Annotated in this window: 15 protein-coding genes; 2 read left to right on the forward strand and 13 right to left on the reverse strand. The window is 70.1% G+C overall.

From position 1 onward, the window contains the following. Positions 1–25: 25 nt before the first annotated feature. Positions 26–757: an RNA methyltransferase gene (locus tag KRR26_RS18875; protein WP_120202044.1), complete on the reverse strand. Its 732-nt coding sequence runs from the start codon at positions 755–757 to the stop codon at positions 26–28. A gap of 51 nt (positions 758–808) precedes the next feature. Here KRR26_RS18875 and KRR26_RS18880 point away from each other — a divergent pair, with 51 nt between their 5' ends. Next, a complete protein-coding gene (locus KRR26_RS18880) occupies positions 809–1396 on the forward strand; it encodes a hypothetical protein (protein WP_120202046.1) in 588 nt (195 codons plus the stop codon). Between the two features lie 64 nt (positions 1397–1460). Next, on the forward strand, positions 1461–2417 hold the full coding sequence (locus KRR26_RS18885; protein WP_217080465.1) for a phosphoribosylaminoimidazolesuccinocarboxamide synthase: 957 nt from the start codon (positions 1461–1463) through the stop codon (positions 2415–2417). Between the two features lie 3 nt (positions 2418–2420). Here KRR26_RS18885 and purB read toward each other — a convergent pair whose 3' ends face one another. The 12 genes from purB to KRR26_RS18945 form a co-directional block, all read right to left on the reverse strand. Next, complete coding sequence (purB, locus tag KRR26_RS18890) at positions 2421–3734, reverse strand: adenylosuccinate lyase (protein WP_120202051.1); 1314 nt, start codon at positions 3732–3734, stop codon at positions 2421–2423. Continuing rightward, entirely contained in the window at positions 3731–4684 is a 954-nt protein-coding gene (locus KRR26_RS18895) for an ABC transporter substrate-binding protein (protein WP_120202352.1), read from the reverse strand. The genes purB and KRR26_RS18895 overlap by 4 nt, the downstream gene beginning before the upstream one ends. Further along, positions 4681–7242 carry a bifunctional serine/threonine-protein kinase/formylglycine-generating enzyme family protein gene (locus KRR26_RS18900; RefSeq protein WP_120202053.1) on the reverse strand — a complete coding sequence of 854 codons (2562 nt, stop codon included), beginning with the start codon at positions 7240–7242 and terminating at the stop codon, positions 4681–4683. The genes KRR26_RS18895 and KRR26_RS18900 overlap by 4 nt, the downstream gene beginning before the upstream one ends. A 104-nt stretch (positions 7243–7346) precedes the next feature. Next, positions 7347–7802: a dUTP diphosphatase gene (gene dut / locus KRR26_RS18905; RefSeq protein WP_120202056.1), complete on the reverse strand. Its 456-nt coding sequence runs from the start codon at positions 7800–7802 to the stop codon at positions 7347–7349. 69 nt (positions 7803–7871) lie between these two features. Then, the gene (locus KRR26_RS18910) at positions 7872–8882 is read right to left on the reverse strand and encodes a M23 family metallopeptidase (RefSeq protein WP_217080466.1); all 1011 of its coding nucleotides are present in this window, start codon (positions 8880–8882) and stop codon (positions 7872–7874) included. Positions 8883–8891: 9 nt separating this feature from the next. Beyond that, the gene (locus tag KRR26_RS18915) at positions 8892–9686 is read right to left on the reverse strand and encodes a hypothetical protein (protein WP_217080467.1); all 795 of its coding nucleotides are present in this window, start codon (positions 9684–9686) and stop codon (positions 8892–8894) included. Between the two features lie 137 nt (positions 9687–9823). Next, positions 9824–11986 carry a polyribonucleotide nucleotidyltransferase gene (pnp, locus tag KRR26_RS18920; protein WP_120202354.1) on the reverse strand — a complete coding sequence of 721 codons (2163 nt, stop codon included), beginning with the start codon at positions 11984–11986 and terminating at the stop codon, positions 9824–9826. A 377-nt stretch (positions 11987–12363) separates the two neighbouring features. Continuing rightward, entirely contained in the window at positions 12364–12633 is a 270-nt protein-coding gene (gene rpsO, locus KRR26_RS18925; protein ID WP_120202356.1) for a 30S ribosomal protein S15, read from the reverse strand. An 82-nt stretch (positions 12634–12715) separates the two neighbouring features. Further along, a complete protein-coding gene (locus tag KRR26_RS18930; RefSeq protein ID WP_217080468.1) occupies positions 12716–13078 on the reverse strand; it encodes a ubiquitin family protein in 363 nt (120 codons plus the stop codon). A 14-nt stretch (positions 13079–13092) separates the two neighbouring features. Beyond that, on the reverse strand, positions 13093–13959 hold the full coding sequence (gene truB, locus KRR26_RS18935) for a tRNA pseudouridine(55) synthase TruB (RefSeq protein WP_120202064.1): 867 nt from the start codon (positions 13957–13959) through the stop codon (positions 13093–13095). Positions 13960–13991: 32 nt separating this feature from the next. Beyond that, positions 13992–14351, reverse strand: a complete 360-nt coding sequence (gene rbfA, locus KRR26_RS18940) for a 30S ribosome-binding factor RbfA (RefSeq protein WP_120202066.1) — start codon at positions 14349–14351, stop codon at positions 13992–13994. Beyond that, positions 14348–14944, reverse strand: a complete 597-nt coding sequence (locus KRR26_RS18945; protein ID WP_120202068.1) for a DUF503 domain-containing protein — start codon at positions 14942–14944, stop codon at positions 14348–14350. The genes rbfA and KRR26_RS18945 overlap by 4 nt, the downstream gene beginning before the upstream one ends. Between the last annotated feature and the right edge of the window lie 14 nt (positions 14945–14958).

Raw genomic sequence — 14958 nt, forward strand, 5'->3', positions numbered from 1 at the left:
CTCGCGGCGCCGGGACGTCCCCGCCTCAGCGGGCGGCGTCCCGGGCCACCGCGCGCCCCAGGTGCTTGAAGGCGTTGAGCCACAACTCCGCCTCGCGCTGGGTCAGCTTCGCTCGCATCAGACTCAGGTTCAGCTCGTTCAGCACGTGGTGCGGCGCCTCTGGATTGAGGAAGTCCGCCTGCAACAGCACCTCGCGCATGCGCTGTCCCAGCGCGTTCAACGTGCCCAGGCGCGCCCCCGGCTCGGGCGCCGGCTCCGCGGGCAGCTCCAACCCCTGACGGTGGCAGAGGTACATCAGCACCGCGGCGGACTGCGCTAGGTTCATGGACGGCTGCACGTCACACGTGGGGATGGCGAGCACGTCCTCGCACCTGGCCAGCTCCTCGTCGGACATGCCGCGCTGCTCGCCGCCAAAGACGAGCGCCACCCGTCCCCGCCGGCTCTCCTCCGCCAGCCGCCGCACCGCCTCCTCGGGGGTCAGCGCGGACCGCCCCTCCAACTGGGTGCGAGACGTGGTGCCCACCGCGTACACGCAGTCGGTGAGCGCCTCTGGCAGATCGCGAACCACCGTCATGGCCTCGAGCAAATGCTCGCTCTTCACGGCGAGGCGCTCGGCCCCCCGGAACGAGGTGATGACGGGATCGGACAGAATGAGCCGGGAGAAGCCGAAGTTGGCCATGACCCGGGCGACGGCACCCATGTTCTCGGGTGATCGCGTCTGATGAAGAACAACGGTCAGGTACTCACCCGGACGCATGCCTCCGAGTTTAGCTGGTGGCGCGTGGGAGTGATCGGTATATTCCTGCGAATGCGTCGCTGGGCCCCTGGCTTGCTCCTGTCGCTGTTCGTCCTCACCGCGTGTGGTGGCGCGGGCACTCCTGTGCGGCCCGCGATGAACGCCCGTCAAGCCCTGACCAGCGCACCGGAAGCGGTGGAGTTCGAGTCGCCCGGCACGCGCCTGGAGATGTTCCGCGACATCGCGCGCCAGTCGGAGACGGAGGCCGGGCAGTCCGCACAGGGCCTGGTGCTGTTCCCCATCAGCCAGGAAGGCGAGTTCGTGGCGGCGCCGGGCTTTGACGCGCGCACGGACCTGCTGCAGGCGCCGGACGCGGGTGGCTCGCTCCAGTTCGTCTTCGACGGCCGCGCCGGAGACCGCTGGTCCGAGGATCGCCGCGAGAGCCTGCAGGGCCTGTCCGAGCGGGAGTCGGCCGAGTTGGTGGCGCGCACGCTGCTTGCCCTCTGGGGCATCCACCCGACGGGCGTCGTGCAGGTGGACCGAGCGCAAGGCGCGCCGTACGCGGTCGCTTACGTGGATGGCATCCTGCGCATCAATCCGTCTTTCCTCTACTTGGCTGCCGCTTACGGTCCCGCTTCCCTGGCGACCGGCAACCAGTAGAGTCGCGCGCCTCCAGAACCGGGCCCATCTTCCTCTGGAAGAGACGGCCACGAGGCGCATCGACGTGAACACCTCCGCACTCCACGCGCAGCTCCAGCACACGCTTCGGCAGACGGACTTGCCGGCACTCGGCCAGCCGTACCGGGGCAAGGTCCGCGACACGTACCGCCGCGGCGATCAGCTCGTCCTGGTGACGAGCGATCGGCTCTCCGCGTTCGACCACGTGCTCACCACCATCCCCTTCAAGGGCGAGGTGCTCAACCGGCTGGCGGCGTTCTGGTTCGAGCGCACGAAGCACATCTGCCCCAACCACGTCCTCGACGTGCCGGATGACAACGTCACGGTGGCCCGCGCCTGCGAGCCCTTCTCCGTGGAGGTCGTCGTGCGCGGCTACCTCACCGGCAGCCTGTGGCGGGACTACGAGAAGGGCACGCACACCGCCTACGGCCTGCCCATCCCCGCCGGGATGCGCAAGGACGAGGCGTTCCCCATGCCCATCCTCACGCCGTCCACCAAGGCCGAGTACGGCCAGCACGACGAGCCCATCTCCGAGAAGGAGATCCTCGCGCGCAACCTGGCCAGCGCCCGCGACTGGGCCCGCATCACCGAGGCGGCCCGGGGACTCTTCCTCGAGGGACAGAAGTGGGCGCGCACCCGCGGCCTCATCCTCGTGGATACGAAGTACGAGTTCGGCAAGGTGGGCGACACGCTCTACGTCATCGACGAGATGCACACGCCCGACTCCAGCCGCTATTGGGTGGCGGACGAGTACGAGGCCCGCTTCGCACGCGGCGAGGACCAGCGCATGCTGGACAAGGAGAACATCCGCCAGTGGCTCATCCGCGAGCGGAACTTCTCCGGCCACGGCCCGCTGCCGGCCATCCCGGATGACGTGCGCGTGGAGCTGGCCACCAAGTACGTGGCCGCCTACGAGCGCATCACCGGCACGTCGCTCACCCTGAACGTGGGCGACGTGCACGCGCGCATCGAGCAGAACCTGCGCGCGAAGGGCTACCTCTAGGAACTAGGCGCTCCGGCCGAACACGCGGCGGAAGATCTCATCCATCTGCCGCGTGTGGTAGCCCGGGGAGAAGCAGTCGCTGATCTCCTCGGCGCTCATCATCTTGCGCAGGTCCGCGTCCGCGAGCAGCGCCTGGCGGAAGTCCACGCCCTCCTCGTACATCTTCATCGCGTTGCGCTGGACGATGACGTACGCGGCCTGCCGGTCCATGCCCTTGCGCGCCAGCTCCAGCAGCAGCCGCTGCGAGTTCACCACGCCGCCGAGCAGGTCCAGGTTCTTCTGCATCTGCTCCGGGTAGACGCGCATGTTCTCCATGAGGCCCGCGAAGCGGTGCAGCATGAAGTCCATGAGGATGGTGGCGTCCGGACCAATCACGCGCTCCACGGACGAGTGCGAGATGTCCCGCTCGTGCCACAGCGCCACGTCCTCCATGGCGCTCACCGCGAAGCCGCGCAGCAATCGCGCCAGCCCCGTGAGGTTCTCCGAGAGGATGGGGTTGCGCTTGTGGGGCATCGCGCTGGAGCCCTTCTGGCCCGGCGTGAACGCCTCCTCCGCCTCGCGCACCTCCGTGCGCTGCAGGTGGCGGACTTCCACCGCGAACTTCTCGATGCTCGACCCGAGCAGCGCCAGCGCCGTGAAGAACTCTGCGTGACGGTCGCGCTGGATGACCTGGCTGGACGCGGGCGCGGGCTTCAAGCCCAGCTTCTGACACGCGTGCGCCTCCACCGTCGGAGGCAGGTGCGCGAACGTGCCCACCGCGCCAGAAATCTTGCCCACCGCGATGGTGTCCCGCGCGTGCATGAGGCGCTCACGGCCTCGGCGCAGCTCGTCGTACCAGATGGCCAGCTTGTGCCCGAAGGTGATGGGCTCCGCGTGGATGCCGTGGCTGCGACCCATCTGCAGCGTGTTCTTGTGCTCGAACGCGCGCCTCTCCACCGCCGCCATCACCCGGTCCACCCCCGTGAGGATGAGGTCCATGGCGTCGCGCATGGTCATGCCCAACGACGTATCCAGCACGTCCGAGGACGTCATGCCCAGGTGCAGCCAGCGCGCGCTGGGCCCCACCCGCTCCTCCATGAACGTGAGGAAGGCGATGACGTCGTGCTTGGTGACCCGCTCGATCTCCTCGATGCGCGCCGCGTCCTCGGGGGTGAAGTCACCGGCGCGGGCCAGGCAGTCCACCAGCGCCTCGCGCGGCGCCAGGCCCGCCTCCACCATGCCCTCCAGCGCGGCCAGCTCCACGTCCCGCCAGCGGCGGTAGCGGGCGACGTCGGACCAGAGGGAGGCCATCTCCTTGCGGCTGTATCGGGGAATCACTCGTAGACCTTCACGGCAAAGTCCTTGCGCGCCGCGAACCGGAGCAACTCCAGCGCGGCGTCACAGGACGGACCCAACTTCTTGACGGTGGTGAGGTTGATGGACAGGTCGAGCCCCTCGGGTGACGCCACCGCCAGCGCCCCGGGATCAACCTTCTCGTGGATGATGCGATTGGCCAGCCGCCCTGCTTGCTGACCGATGGCCAGGGGACTCGGAGACAGCGCGAGCATGGCGCCCTCCTTCACCTGGCTGGGCGTGAGCGCGACGAGCGGAACTCGTCGGGCGCCGGAAAACGCGATGAGCGCCTGCACGACGGAGGCGTTGCCCACCGTCTTGTCCGCCACCATCAAGAGGCCGTCCACCTTGCCGGCCGCGCCCTCCAGCACCTTGTCGACGCGCGCCTGCGAATCGACCTCGAGCGGGACGATGGACATCCCCAGGGACGTGGCCGCCGCCTGGGCGCGCGTCACCGTGGCCGCCGAGTAGCGCGGGTCATGCACGATGCCCACGCGCCGAGCCTGCGGCGCCGTGGCCTGGAGCGCGGAGAGCTCCGGGACGAAGTCACTCGTGAGTGAGATGCCGGTGAGGTTGGGGCCCTCCAGCCCGTACTTCTCGTAGTACGGCACCATGACGAAGAGGACAGGGACGTCCTCGCCCAGCGAGCGCCGGGCGGCGTTGGCCGCGAGCGGCCCCAGCGCCAGCACGAGGGCGGGCTTCTGCTGTGACAGCTTCTTGAAGGTGCGCGCCGCGGAGGCGGCATTGTCCTCCAGCAGCACCTCCGAGACCTCGGCTCGCGCCTCGGACGAGAACCCCGCGACCAGCGACGCGTACGGCGCCAGGTTCGCGGATTTCACCGCCACCACGAGCGGACGCGCCGGCCCGGAAGCCCCTTGCGCGAAGACCGCCACCGGCAGCAGAGCGACAAGGAACGCGAGGGCCCGTCGGCTCATGGGCCCACGCCCGCGCAGCATCGCAACCCGATCATGTCCGACTTCTCCTCGGGCACTCCGTTCTTTCGCGCGGAGCACCGCACGGCGTAGTCCGGCCCATCGAAAGAGCCGCCCTTCTGGGTGAAGCCCGCGTTCGCACCATGTCGCGTGGCCGTCCACTCCGCCACGTTGCCGGACATGTCCGCAACGCCATATCCCGATCTGCACTGCTTGAACTGTCCAGAGGGCGCCAGTGCGCGGTCCTTCTTGGCCCGGTCCTCGGTGTTGCACGCGTCCGGGTTGAAGGTCGAGCCGTTGTCGGTGCGGTACGGGAAGCGCGCGTTGCCAGGGCCTTTGCACGCCTTCTCCCACTCCTCCTCCGTGCAAAGCCGCTTGCCCTCGCTCTCGCACAGCGACTTCGCCTCTTCCCAGCTCACCTGCACACGGGGAGGCTCGCCCGCGCGGTTGGGGTATTCGTATTCATCCACGCAGAAGGACGCCACCTGCACGTTCTGGAGCGGCCGCTCGTCGACAAAGGCGAGCTTGTCGTCGGGCGGGGTCCCCATCTTGAACGTCCCGCCGCTCACCCACTTCATCCCCACCGGGCACCGCTCCGAGGGCACCACCGCCACCGGCACGCCACCCGCCGGCTCTCCCGTCGCGGAGGGCGCGGGCCGCGCGGGAACGGCGGCGCCCGGCCCCACCGACGCGGCTTCGACCTGCTGAGCCCGGCGATGCAACACGAGCCATCCGCCGCCCGCGCCCAGGCCCACGCCCGCGCCGCCGAGGATGACGAGCCACATGATGGCCCGCGAGCGCGCGCGCGCCGCCCGCGCCACCTGGGCCATGCGCAGCGCGCCCGTGGACCCCGGCGGCAGCTTGGGCGCCGCGCGGGCCCCGGACATCGACGGAGACAAGTCCATGTTGCGCGGCGCCGTGCGCATGCCCGAGGTCGACGCCTCACCCGCCGCGCGGGACGACGCGCGAAGAGCGCTCTGCATCGTGTCCAGCGTACGCGCCGGGCCCCGAGGAACCGAGCGCATGTCCTGCAACGTGGCCACATCCCCGGGACGAGGCTGCGGGGGACGCGCGGGCTCCGGAGCAGCACGGGCGGCCTGACGCCCATCGGGCGGAGGCTCGGCCCGCGGCGCCGGCGCGGGCTCGGGCCGGGCGGGCGGACGCGCTTCCGGTGACGGCGAGGAACGACCGTCGGGCGCGGACTCGCCTCGCGGAGCGGGGCGCCCATCGGCCACTGGCGCAGCGCGCGGCGAGGCGCGCGTGTCGAAGTCAGCCCGCTGCGCGGCGCGAGCATCGGGCGCCGGCTCTGCGGCCGCACGCGCCACCAGGTGCAGGTCCTGAAGCGTCGCGGCCGGAGCCCCGTCGCCCCCGAGCCCCTTCGACTTCGACTGCGCGTTGAGGATCATCGCCAGCGTCGCCGCATCGAGCGGCTGCGTGGCATCCGGGGGCGGCTCGTCCTCCTCCATCGCGGGAGGTGGCGCGGGCACGCGCGGCGCGGCGACCGGGAATGGCTCGCTGCTCTCCATCGACGGCAACAAGCCCGTGGGCACGGGCGGCGGCAGGCGGCTCGCGGCGCGGGCAGCGGCGGCTTGTGCCAGGGACTCGGCGCTCGGCACGGCGCGCGCGCGGGTCGCGGCCGCGGGCGAGCGCTGCATTACGTTGACGAACTCGGCGTGGAACTCGCCCGCCGTCTTGGGCCGCGCCAACGGATTGCCGTTGAGGGCGCGGCGATAGAGCGCCTCGAAGTGCGGCGGGAGGTCCGGGTGCTTCACCAGCAGCTCCGGGATGCTCCCATCCGGAACCAGCCCGGTGATCATCTCGCCCACGATGACGCCAAGCGAGTACACGTCCATGCGCGTGTCCAGCTCGCCGCCGTTCATGTACTCGGGCGCGATGTAGATGTCCGCGCGGTGCCCCTTCTGCGCCTGCGCGAAGGGCAGGTGCGGCACGGCGAGCCCCAGGCCGTAGTCCGTCACCTTCACCATGTCCGGCAGGACGAGGACGTTCTCCGGCTTCAGGTCCGAATGCGGCCCGAAGCGGTGCGCCCCATCCAGCGCCGCCGCCATCTGCGCGAGCAGCGGCTCCACTTCCTTCATGGAGAAGAGGAGCCCGCGCTGCGCACGCTGCTCCATCATCCGACGGAGGGAGGTGCCCTCCAGCAGCTGCATGGTGAAGAACGGCCGGTCCCCATCCAGGCCCTCCTCGTAGACGCGCGCCAGGTTGGGGTGGTTGAGCTTCTTGCCCACGCGCAGCGACAGCGAGAACTGCGTGCGCTCCTCGGGCTGCTGCACCAGCCGGGACTGGATGGCCTTGAGCGCCACCTCCACGTCAATCTGCTGGTCCTGCGCGCGGAACACGAAGCCCAAAGGCCCCGAGCCCACCAGCTCCTGGATGGCATAGCGGCCGGCGACGACATCTCCCGGCTTGTAGGGCGCGCTGTCCCCTCCCCGCTTGCGCGCGACGCCAGCGGCCTGGCGCGCGGCGGCGTCGGACTTGAGGCCGCAAGTTGGACACGTGTCGGACGTCTCGGGGACGTGACTGCCGCAGCGGTAGCAGAGCAAAGGGGTCGGACTCCAGGGCCAGGCGGGCCGCCTCTGCGGACGGCCAGAACCTCATATTCTGCACGCTCCCCGGCCTTCAAGGAACGACGTTGCGACGCAGGTCGTCAGAGCCCCGTGGAGCCGAACCCGTTGCCCCCCCGCTCGGTGGCGTCCAGGACCTCCACCTCGCACAGCGCCACCTGGGTAACCGGCGCCACCACCAGTTGGGCCACCCGGTCGCCGCGGCGCAAGGTGAACACCTCCTGGGAGAGGTTCACCAGGATGACCTGCACCTCGCCTCGGTAGTCCGCGTCCACCGTCCCGGGAGAATTGAGCAGGGTGATGCCATGGCGCGCCGCCAGCCCCGAGCGGGGGCGGACCTGCCCCTCGAACCCGGGCGGTAGGGCGAGCGCCAGCCCGGTGGGGACCCTCTTCCGCTCCAGGGGCCCGAGCACCAGCTCCCCTTCGATGTCGGCCCGCAGGTCGAGCCCCGCGGCCTGCGCCGACTCGTAGCGTGGCAGGGGCAGTGGGTCCGTGTGCGCGCGGACGCGGCGCACCTTCAACGTGAGCGGGGAAGACATGGGCGCGCACTACCACGGGCGCCCTCCTGGCTCCACCCGAGAGGTCACCCACGCCCTGACTCCGGAAGGTCACAACTCCGTGGCGCCCCCGGCCACGCGCACATGGGTCCGGAAGCACAGCGGGTCCACCGGCTGCGCGGCCAGTTCCAGTTGATAGTGCAGGTGCGGCCCCGTGGAGCGCCCCGTGCTGCCGGAGTGGGCAATCACCTGCCCCCGCTCGATGCGCTCCCCCACCCGGACGAGCAGCTCCGAGTTGTGGCAGTACGCCGTCGTCACGCCCCGGCCGTGGTCCACCACGAGCACGCGGCCATTCACCGCGTCCTCACTCGCCCGGCGCACCACGCCCGAGGCCACCGCCACCACCGAGGTGCCCGAGCGCACGCCCAGGTCCACCCCCGTATGCAGCTTGCGAGTGCCCAGCACGGGGTGCACGCGATAGCCAAAGGGACTCGTCACCGGAGTCCCCTCCGGCACGGGCCACGCCAGCGCGAAGGCCGTGGCGAGCGCCAGCGCCCGAGCCGCCCCCGTGGACGCGCTCTCGAATCCAGGCGGAAGCTGCCGAGCGAGGCGCTCCAGCGTCGGCGCCTGGCCCTCCGCGCGCACCCGCTCCACCGCGTAGCGCGCGGGCGCGGTCCCCGCGAAGGCCGCCGTCAGCCGAGCCTCCTCGCCGGGAAAGTCCGCCGTCAGCAACGTGAGCAACCGCCGAGCCGTCCCAGGTCCTTCACGCGCATCGAGCAGCAGCGAGGGAGTGAGCCCCAGCGCCTCGGCCGCCCCCAGTGCACGCTCCCGCGCACGCGGCTCCATCCCCGTGAGCGCCAGGTGAACGCCCCACGCCAGGGCCTCTTCATCCGACAGCGGGTGCGCGAGCGCGCCCTCGGGAGCCCCCACCGCGGCGGGCCCCTCCGAGTCCGCCCCGCCGTCGTAGTACGCGAGCAACGGCCGAGCCGAAGTGCGGACGCCCAACGCCCAAGCCCCCGCGCGTCGAGCCAGCGCGCCCGCGGGCGTGTGGTGGTACGCGGCCCAGATGCAGAGCACGGCCATCGCGAAGTCCAGCAGCCCCTTGGAGCGTCGCAGGAACATGGCCCCTCGTCACCGCAGGAAGGACAGCACGGGCGAGCCATCCGCCACGGCCGCGATCGCCAGGGGAACCACCAGCGCGCACCCGAAGAGCCCCCGCGTCCACGCGCGCCGGCCTGATTCCGCCGCGCAGACCGCATCCGCGTGCTGGAGGTTGCGCAGCACCGCGCGCCAGCCCAGCGACGTCAGCACACCGCCCAATGCGCCCACCGCGAGTCCTCGCGCGGCCACATTCGCCGCGCCATCGCCCATCAACTCACGCCACGACAAGTACACCGTTCCTTGGACAAGTCGCGCCACCGCGCACGCGCCCGCCAGCGCCACCGCCGCCGTGGCCAGCGGGCGGATCCACCGCATCGGGGTGGGCTGGCGAAGGCAGCGTCGCCACAGGGCACGCCACGAAGGCGACGCTTCTTGCCCCAGGGCCGCGCGCCAGGCCTCGGCCCCGGTCGCGGGAGCACGCTCGCGGTAGCCCAGCGCGGGCAGCGCCAGCAGCAGGTCCGCGGACAGCTCCCACGCCAGCGCCAACGCGCGAGCAATGCGCGTGCGCTGTGCCAGGGACACCCAGTCGACGAGGAACGCGGTGGCATCCCAGCGGCCCACGACGTGGTCGAACGCCGCATCGGCTCGGTCCACCGCCCACAACAACCGGTCATCCAGCGTGTCCGCCGCCGCGTGCACGCCCACCGCGACGAGCGCCAGCAGGCCCAGCGGCATGAACACCCAGCGCAAGCCGCCCAACAGGCTCGACACGTCGCTCAAGAAGCTGGATGGCCGCTCGGAAGCGGCGGGAGGTCGAGTCGACACGAAGGCCCTCCATGATGGCGCGCCCGAGTCTACGCACGAGCCCCCATCGCCGGTCTAAGCGCGGACCGTCGGAAAAGAAAACGCCCCTTCCCGCGCCGTGGCGGAAAGGGGCGAAGTCACCGCGCGAAGCGAGAGGCCTAGGCCTTCGCGTCCGGCTGCGTGGCCGTCGGGGTGGCGGCGACGGCCTCGGCGCCCTGCTGCTGCGTGGCGGCGCGCTCGGCCATGGCCTCCTTGCGCGACAGACGAATCTTGCCCGTCTTGTCGATGCTGACGACCTTCACCAGCACCTCGTCGCCCTCCTTCAGCACGTCGGACACGCTCTTGACGCGCTTGTCGGACAGCTCGGAGATGTGGATGAGGCCGTCGGTGCCCGGGAACAGCTCCACGAAGGCGCCGAACTCGGCGATCTTCCGCACCGTGCCCGTGTAGATCTTCCCGATCTCCGCCTCACGCGTGAGCGCTTGGATCATCGCGATGGCGGCCTTCACGGAATCGCCGTTGGCGCTCGCGATGTCCACCCGGCCGGTGTCCTCGATGTTAATCGCGGCACCCGTGCGGGCGATGATGTCCTTGATGACCTTGCCGCCCGGCCCGATGACGTTCTTGATGAACTCGGGACGAATCTGGATGGTCGTGATGCGCGGCGCGTACTGGCTGATCTCCTTGCGCGGCACCGCCAGCGTCTTGAGCATCTCACCCAGGATGTGGATGCGGCCCTGGCGCGCCTGCTCCAGCGCGCGGCTCATGATCTCCGTGGTGAGGCCGGTGATCTTGATGTCCATCTGGATGGACGTGATGCCCTTCGTGGTGCCACAGACCTTGAAGTCCATGTCGCCCAGGTGGTCCTCGTCACCGAGGATGTCCGACAGGATGGCGATCTTCTCGCCCTCCTTCACCAGACCCATGGCGATGCCGGCCACCGGCGACTTGATGGGGACGCCCGCGTCCATCAGCGCCAGCGTGCCACCGCACACCGAGGCCATGGACGAGGAGCCGTTGGACTCGAGGATGTCCGACACGAGGCGAACCGTGTAGGGGAACGACTCGCTCTTCGGGACCATGTTGCGCAGCGCGCGCTCCGCCAGGGCGCCGTGGCCAATCTCACGCCGGCCCGGGCCGCGCAAAGGCTTGGTCTCGTTCACGCTGAACGGCGGGAAGTTGTAGTGCAGCATGAAGCGCTTGAACGCCATGCCGCTCAGCAGCTCCAGCCGCTGCTCGTCCTCGCTGGTGCCGAGCGTGGCCACCACGAGCGCCTGCGTCTCGCCACGGGTGAACACCGCGCTGCCGTGGGTGCGCGGGAGCACGCCCACCTCGCACGTGATGGAGCGCACCACGTCGTGGCCGCGGCCACCGATGCGGCCACCGTTCACGGTGAGCTCGCGCATGTGCTCGTACTTCAGGTCCTCGACCACCGCCTTGGCGTGCTTCTCGACGAGCGGCGTGAAGGTGTCGCCCATCTGCTCCTTCAGCTTGGCCACGGCCTCCTTCTTCGCCTTGCCCAGCGCCTCGTAGCGAGCGCCCTTCTCGTTCACGGCGTAGCCGGCCTTGATGCCGTCCATCGCCAGCTCGCGCACCTTGGCGCGCAGGGCGTCATCCACCGCCGCGCCCTTGTCGAACGCGCGCACCGTCTTCTTCAGCTCGCGGCGCAGTTCGTCCTGCAGGTCCAACGCGGGCTGGGCCGACTTGAAGCCGAACTCGAGCGCGGCGACCATGTCCGCCTCGCTGACCTCCTCGGCGCCACCCTCCACCATCACGATGGCCTCGCGGCTGACGGCCATCACCAGGTCCAGGTCGCTCTGCTCCCGCTGCTTCAGCGTGGGGTTGGCGACGAGCTGACCTGCGACGCGGCCCACGCGGATGCCCGCGATGGGACCGTTGAACGGGATGTCCGACACCCACAGCGCCGCGGACGCGCCGGTGATGCCGTGGATGTCACCCTCGTTCTCCGGATCCGCGGAGATGACGCTCGCGATGACCTGCGTCTCGTACGCGTACCCCTCCGGGAACAGCGGGCGGCACGAGCGGTCCACCAGACGGCTGGCCAGCGTCTCCTTCTCCGTCAGCCGGCCCTCGCGCTTGAAGTAGCTGCCGGGGATGCGGCCCGCCGAGTACAGCTTCTCCTGGTACTCCACCGTGAGCGGGAGGAAGTCGACGTCCTTCTTCTCTCGCGCGCTCACCGCCGTGACGAGCAGCATGGTGTCGCCATAGCGAACCACCACGGCACCGTCGGCCTGCTTGGCCAGACGACCCACCTCGATGCTCAGCTCGCTCTCGCCAATCTTGACGCTCTTCTTCAGCATGTCCTTCACGCCTCTGTGTCCTGCTGGGGGCGAAGACCCGCGCCAGACACGGCCACCCCATGGTGGGGCCGGGCCGCCCGGAAGGGGCCTTCATGGATTGAGCGGTCGCCAGGGCCTGGGACAGGCGCATGACAGGCAACCGCGGCCTGTACTGCGAAGGGCTCCGTTGCGGAGCGCCGGAGGGATGTCGCGGAACTCTTGATCCCTGATCGCACCCGCCCACCCCAGACTTCAGGTCGGCCGGTCCGAACGGAAACCAAAAACCCCGCCGGCACCACTCCCTTGCCCGCCCGTTCCCCTCCGTACTGCGACGTCTACTTCCGCTTCAAAACGCGCGGGGCGCTGGTGTGTGCCAGCGCCCCGGGTGCTTCAACTGCTTACTTGCGGATGCCGAGGCCCTCGATGAGCTTCTTGTATCGGGCCACATCCTTCGTCTTCAGGTAGTCCAGCAGCCGGCGGCGCTGGCCCACCAGCTTCAGCAGACCGCGCCGAGAGTGGTGGTCCTTCTTGTGGGTCTTGAAGTGCTCGGTGAGCATGTTGATGCGCTCGGACAGCAGCGCCACCTGCACCTCGGGAGAACCCGTGTCCGTCTCGTGGGTCCGGAACTTCGACACCAGCTCGGTCTTGCGCTCGTGATGCAACGACATGGACATCAACCTCGTGCCCGCTCCGGGGTAACTGCTCGCGTCGCCTGGGTCCGCGGAGGGGTACAGACCCGGCCATGTGCTTCTAACGAGCGGGGGGCTTATAAGCTTCACACCCCGTAGGGTCAACCATCGACGCCCGCCCACCAGGCGACGGGCGCGACAGTGCGAAGACGTACAGCGTGCGGCCCGGGGCGGGCTCGGAGACCTCGTGCCCCCAGGCCTCGCCCGCGCCCGCATCCAGCGCCAGGTGCAGGTAGACGGCAGGCCCGCTCGCCCGCTCACTCAGCAGGAGCTTGCGCGCGCTGGGATAGAGCTTCAGCAGGGTCTCCACCACGTCGCCCACGGACGAGGGGACCGGCACCCCCAGGCGCAGCTCGCGCCGGCCATCGAAGGCGCCACGCAGCGCGGGGGCCACCACCACTGTCACTTCCTGGGAGGGGAACACGGGCCGCGACTCCGTCAGACGAGCACGCGCAGGTAGCGCAGCCGCCCCGAGACGACCTCGCCCACCGCGAGCAGCGCATCCTCCGGCCCCAGCACCCGGACCCGCCCGGGCGCCGGCGCCACTTCCACGGGCACGCCGTGCGAGACGCGGCGCGCGTCCTCCGCGGACACGCGCACCGCGGGCAGCTCCGTGAGCGCGTCTGACATGGAGACCAGTCGCCCGGCCACCGCGCCCGCCGCCGCCAGGGCCCCCAGCTCCGCGAGCGGCAGGGCTCGCGCAAGCGTGAAGGGACCGCTGGCCGTGCGCCGCAGCGACTCGAGGTGCGCCCCGCACCCGAGCGCGCGCCCCACATCCGAGGCCAGCGTGCGCACGAAGAAGCCCTTGGAGCAGCGCACGGACAGCCACAGGCGATCCGCCGAGAAGTCGCGCAGCACCAGCTCGTACACCGTCACGGTGCGGCTGGCCCGCTCGATCTCCTCACCAGCCCGAGCCAGCTCGTAGAGCCGTTTGCCCGCCACCTTCACCGCCGAGTACATCGGCGGCACCTGCTCGAACGTGCCTCGGAAGGACGCGAGCGCGGACTCCAGCAGCGCGGCGGTGAGCGCGGGCACGGGCGCCGTCGCGAGCACCTTGCCCTGCGCATCCTGGGTGTCCGTCTCCTGCCCCAGGCGAACGACGGCGTCGTAGGCCTTGTCGCCCTCGGTGATGTAGCCCGCCACCTTGGTGCCATCTCCCAGGCACACCGGCAGCACGCCGGTGGCCATGGGGTCCAGCGTCCCCGTGTGGCCCGCCTTCTTCACCTTCAGGAGGGTGCGCACCTGCCGGACCACGTCGAATGACGTGGGTCCAGTCGGCTTGTCGATGACCAGGACGCCGTCCATGCCGTACCTATGATGGGGGGCCGAGCGAGGAACTACCAGCCTTCCTTGCCTCGGACCTCGCGCAGGAGACGATCGATCTTGTCGCCCTCGCCAATGGATGCGTCGAAGGAGAAGAAGATTTCCGGCGAGACGCGCAGCTTCACCACCGACGTCACCTCGCGCCGCACGAAGCCCTTCGCCGCATCCAACCCCTCCTGCGTGTCGGAGCGCTCCTTCTCGGTGCCAAGCATCGAGTAGTACACACGGGCCACGCGCAGGTCCGGAGAGACCTTCACGCCGGTGATGGTGATGTAGCCAATGCGGGGATCCCTCAGCGAGCCTCGCGCCAGCAGATCGGCCACCGCCGCCTGGATTTCCTGTCCCACGCGCTCAGGGCGTGAATGCGTCGTCATTTCTTCTCCCAATCTCGTGGGTTGCGCAGCGAGCGGGCCCGGGCCCGCGCCTCGTCCAGGGTCATCTCAGCGCCACCGGGCACCGGGCGCACCACAGGGCCGGACGAGGCCCCGTCATGCCGCTCCTCCCACGTCCCCATCCCCTCGGCCTCCGCCAGCGAGCGGTCGCCGCGCAGGAACCGGGCGATCGCCGCTTCGGTGTGCGCGCTCGCCGCCTCGGCAGACGCGGGTTCGTCCGCATCCACCGCCGGCTGGCGCGCCGTGCGAACGCGCTCCGTCGCGCCCTCTCCGGAGAAGAGCTGATCGCCAAAGGCGACAATCTCCGTCTCCCGAGCCATCAGGGGCGCCACGTACATCTCTTCCACGAAGTGGATGATCTTCTCCATCTGCTCGTCCACGTGGCGGCGGTCATTGCCGACCACGGAGAGCCCAACCGCGGCCTTCTGCCAGAGATCCTGCTCATCCACCTCGGCCACGGCCACGTTGAAGCGGGCCTTCACGCGCTCCATCACCCGGCGGAGAACCTGTCGCTTGGACTTCAGCGACGCGCTGTCCGGAATCTGAAGGGTGAGGCGTGCAACACCTACAAACATGAATGTCCCCCATG

This window comes from Citreicoccus inhibens, from assembly GCF_019039035.1.
GTDB classification, from domain to species: domain Bacteria; phylum Myxococcota; class Myxococcia; order Myxococcales; family Myxococcaceae; genus Citreicoccus; species Citreicoccus inhibens.

What these genes read in the sequence shown, in the direction of transcription:
- KRR26_RS18875 (WP_120202044.1), bottom strand. Translation starts at nt 757, where the DNA reads ATGCGTCCGGGTGAGTACCTGACCGTTGTTCTTCATCAGACGCGATCA.
- KRR26_RS18880 (WP_120202046.1), top strand. Translation starts at nt 809, where the DNA reads ATGCGTCGCTGGGCCCCTGGCTTGCTCCTGTCGCTGTTCGTCCTCACC.
- KRR26_RS18895 (WP_120202352.1), bottom strand. Translation starts at nt 4,684, where the DNA reads ATGAGCCGACGGGCCCTCGCGTTCCTTGTCGCTCTGCTGCCGGTGGCG.
- dut (WP_120202056.1), bottom strand. Translation starts at nt 7,802, where the DNA reads ATGTCTTCCCCGCTCACGTTGAAGGTGCGCCGCGTCCGCGCGCACACG.
- KRR26_RS18910 (WP_217080466.1), bottom strand. Translation starts at nt 8,882, where the DNA reads ATGTTCCTGCGACGCTCCAAGGGGCTGCTGGACTTCGCGATGGCCGTG.
- pnp (WP_120202354.1), bottom strand. Translation starts at nt 11,986, where the DNA reads ATGCTGAAGAAGAGCGTCAAGATTGGCGAGAGCGAGCTGAGCATCGAG.
- rpsO (WP_120202356.1), bottom strand. Translation starts at nt 12,633, where the DNA reads ATGTCGTTGCATCACGAGCGCAAGACCGAGCTGGTGTCGAAGTTCCGG.
- truB (WP_120202064.1), bottom strand. Translation starts at nt 13,959, where the DNA reads ATGGACGGCGTCCTGGTCATCGACAAGCCGACTGGACCCACGTCATTC.
- rbfA (WP_120202066.1), bottom strand. Translation starts at nt 14,351, where the DNA reads ATGACGACGCATTCACGCCCTGAGCGCGTGGGACAGGAAATCCAGGCG.
- KRR26_RS18945 (WP_120202068.1), bottom strand. Translation starts at nt 14,944, where the DNA reads ATGTTTGTAGGTGTTGCACGCCTCACCCTTCAGATTCCGGACAGCGCG.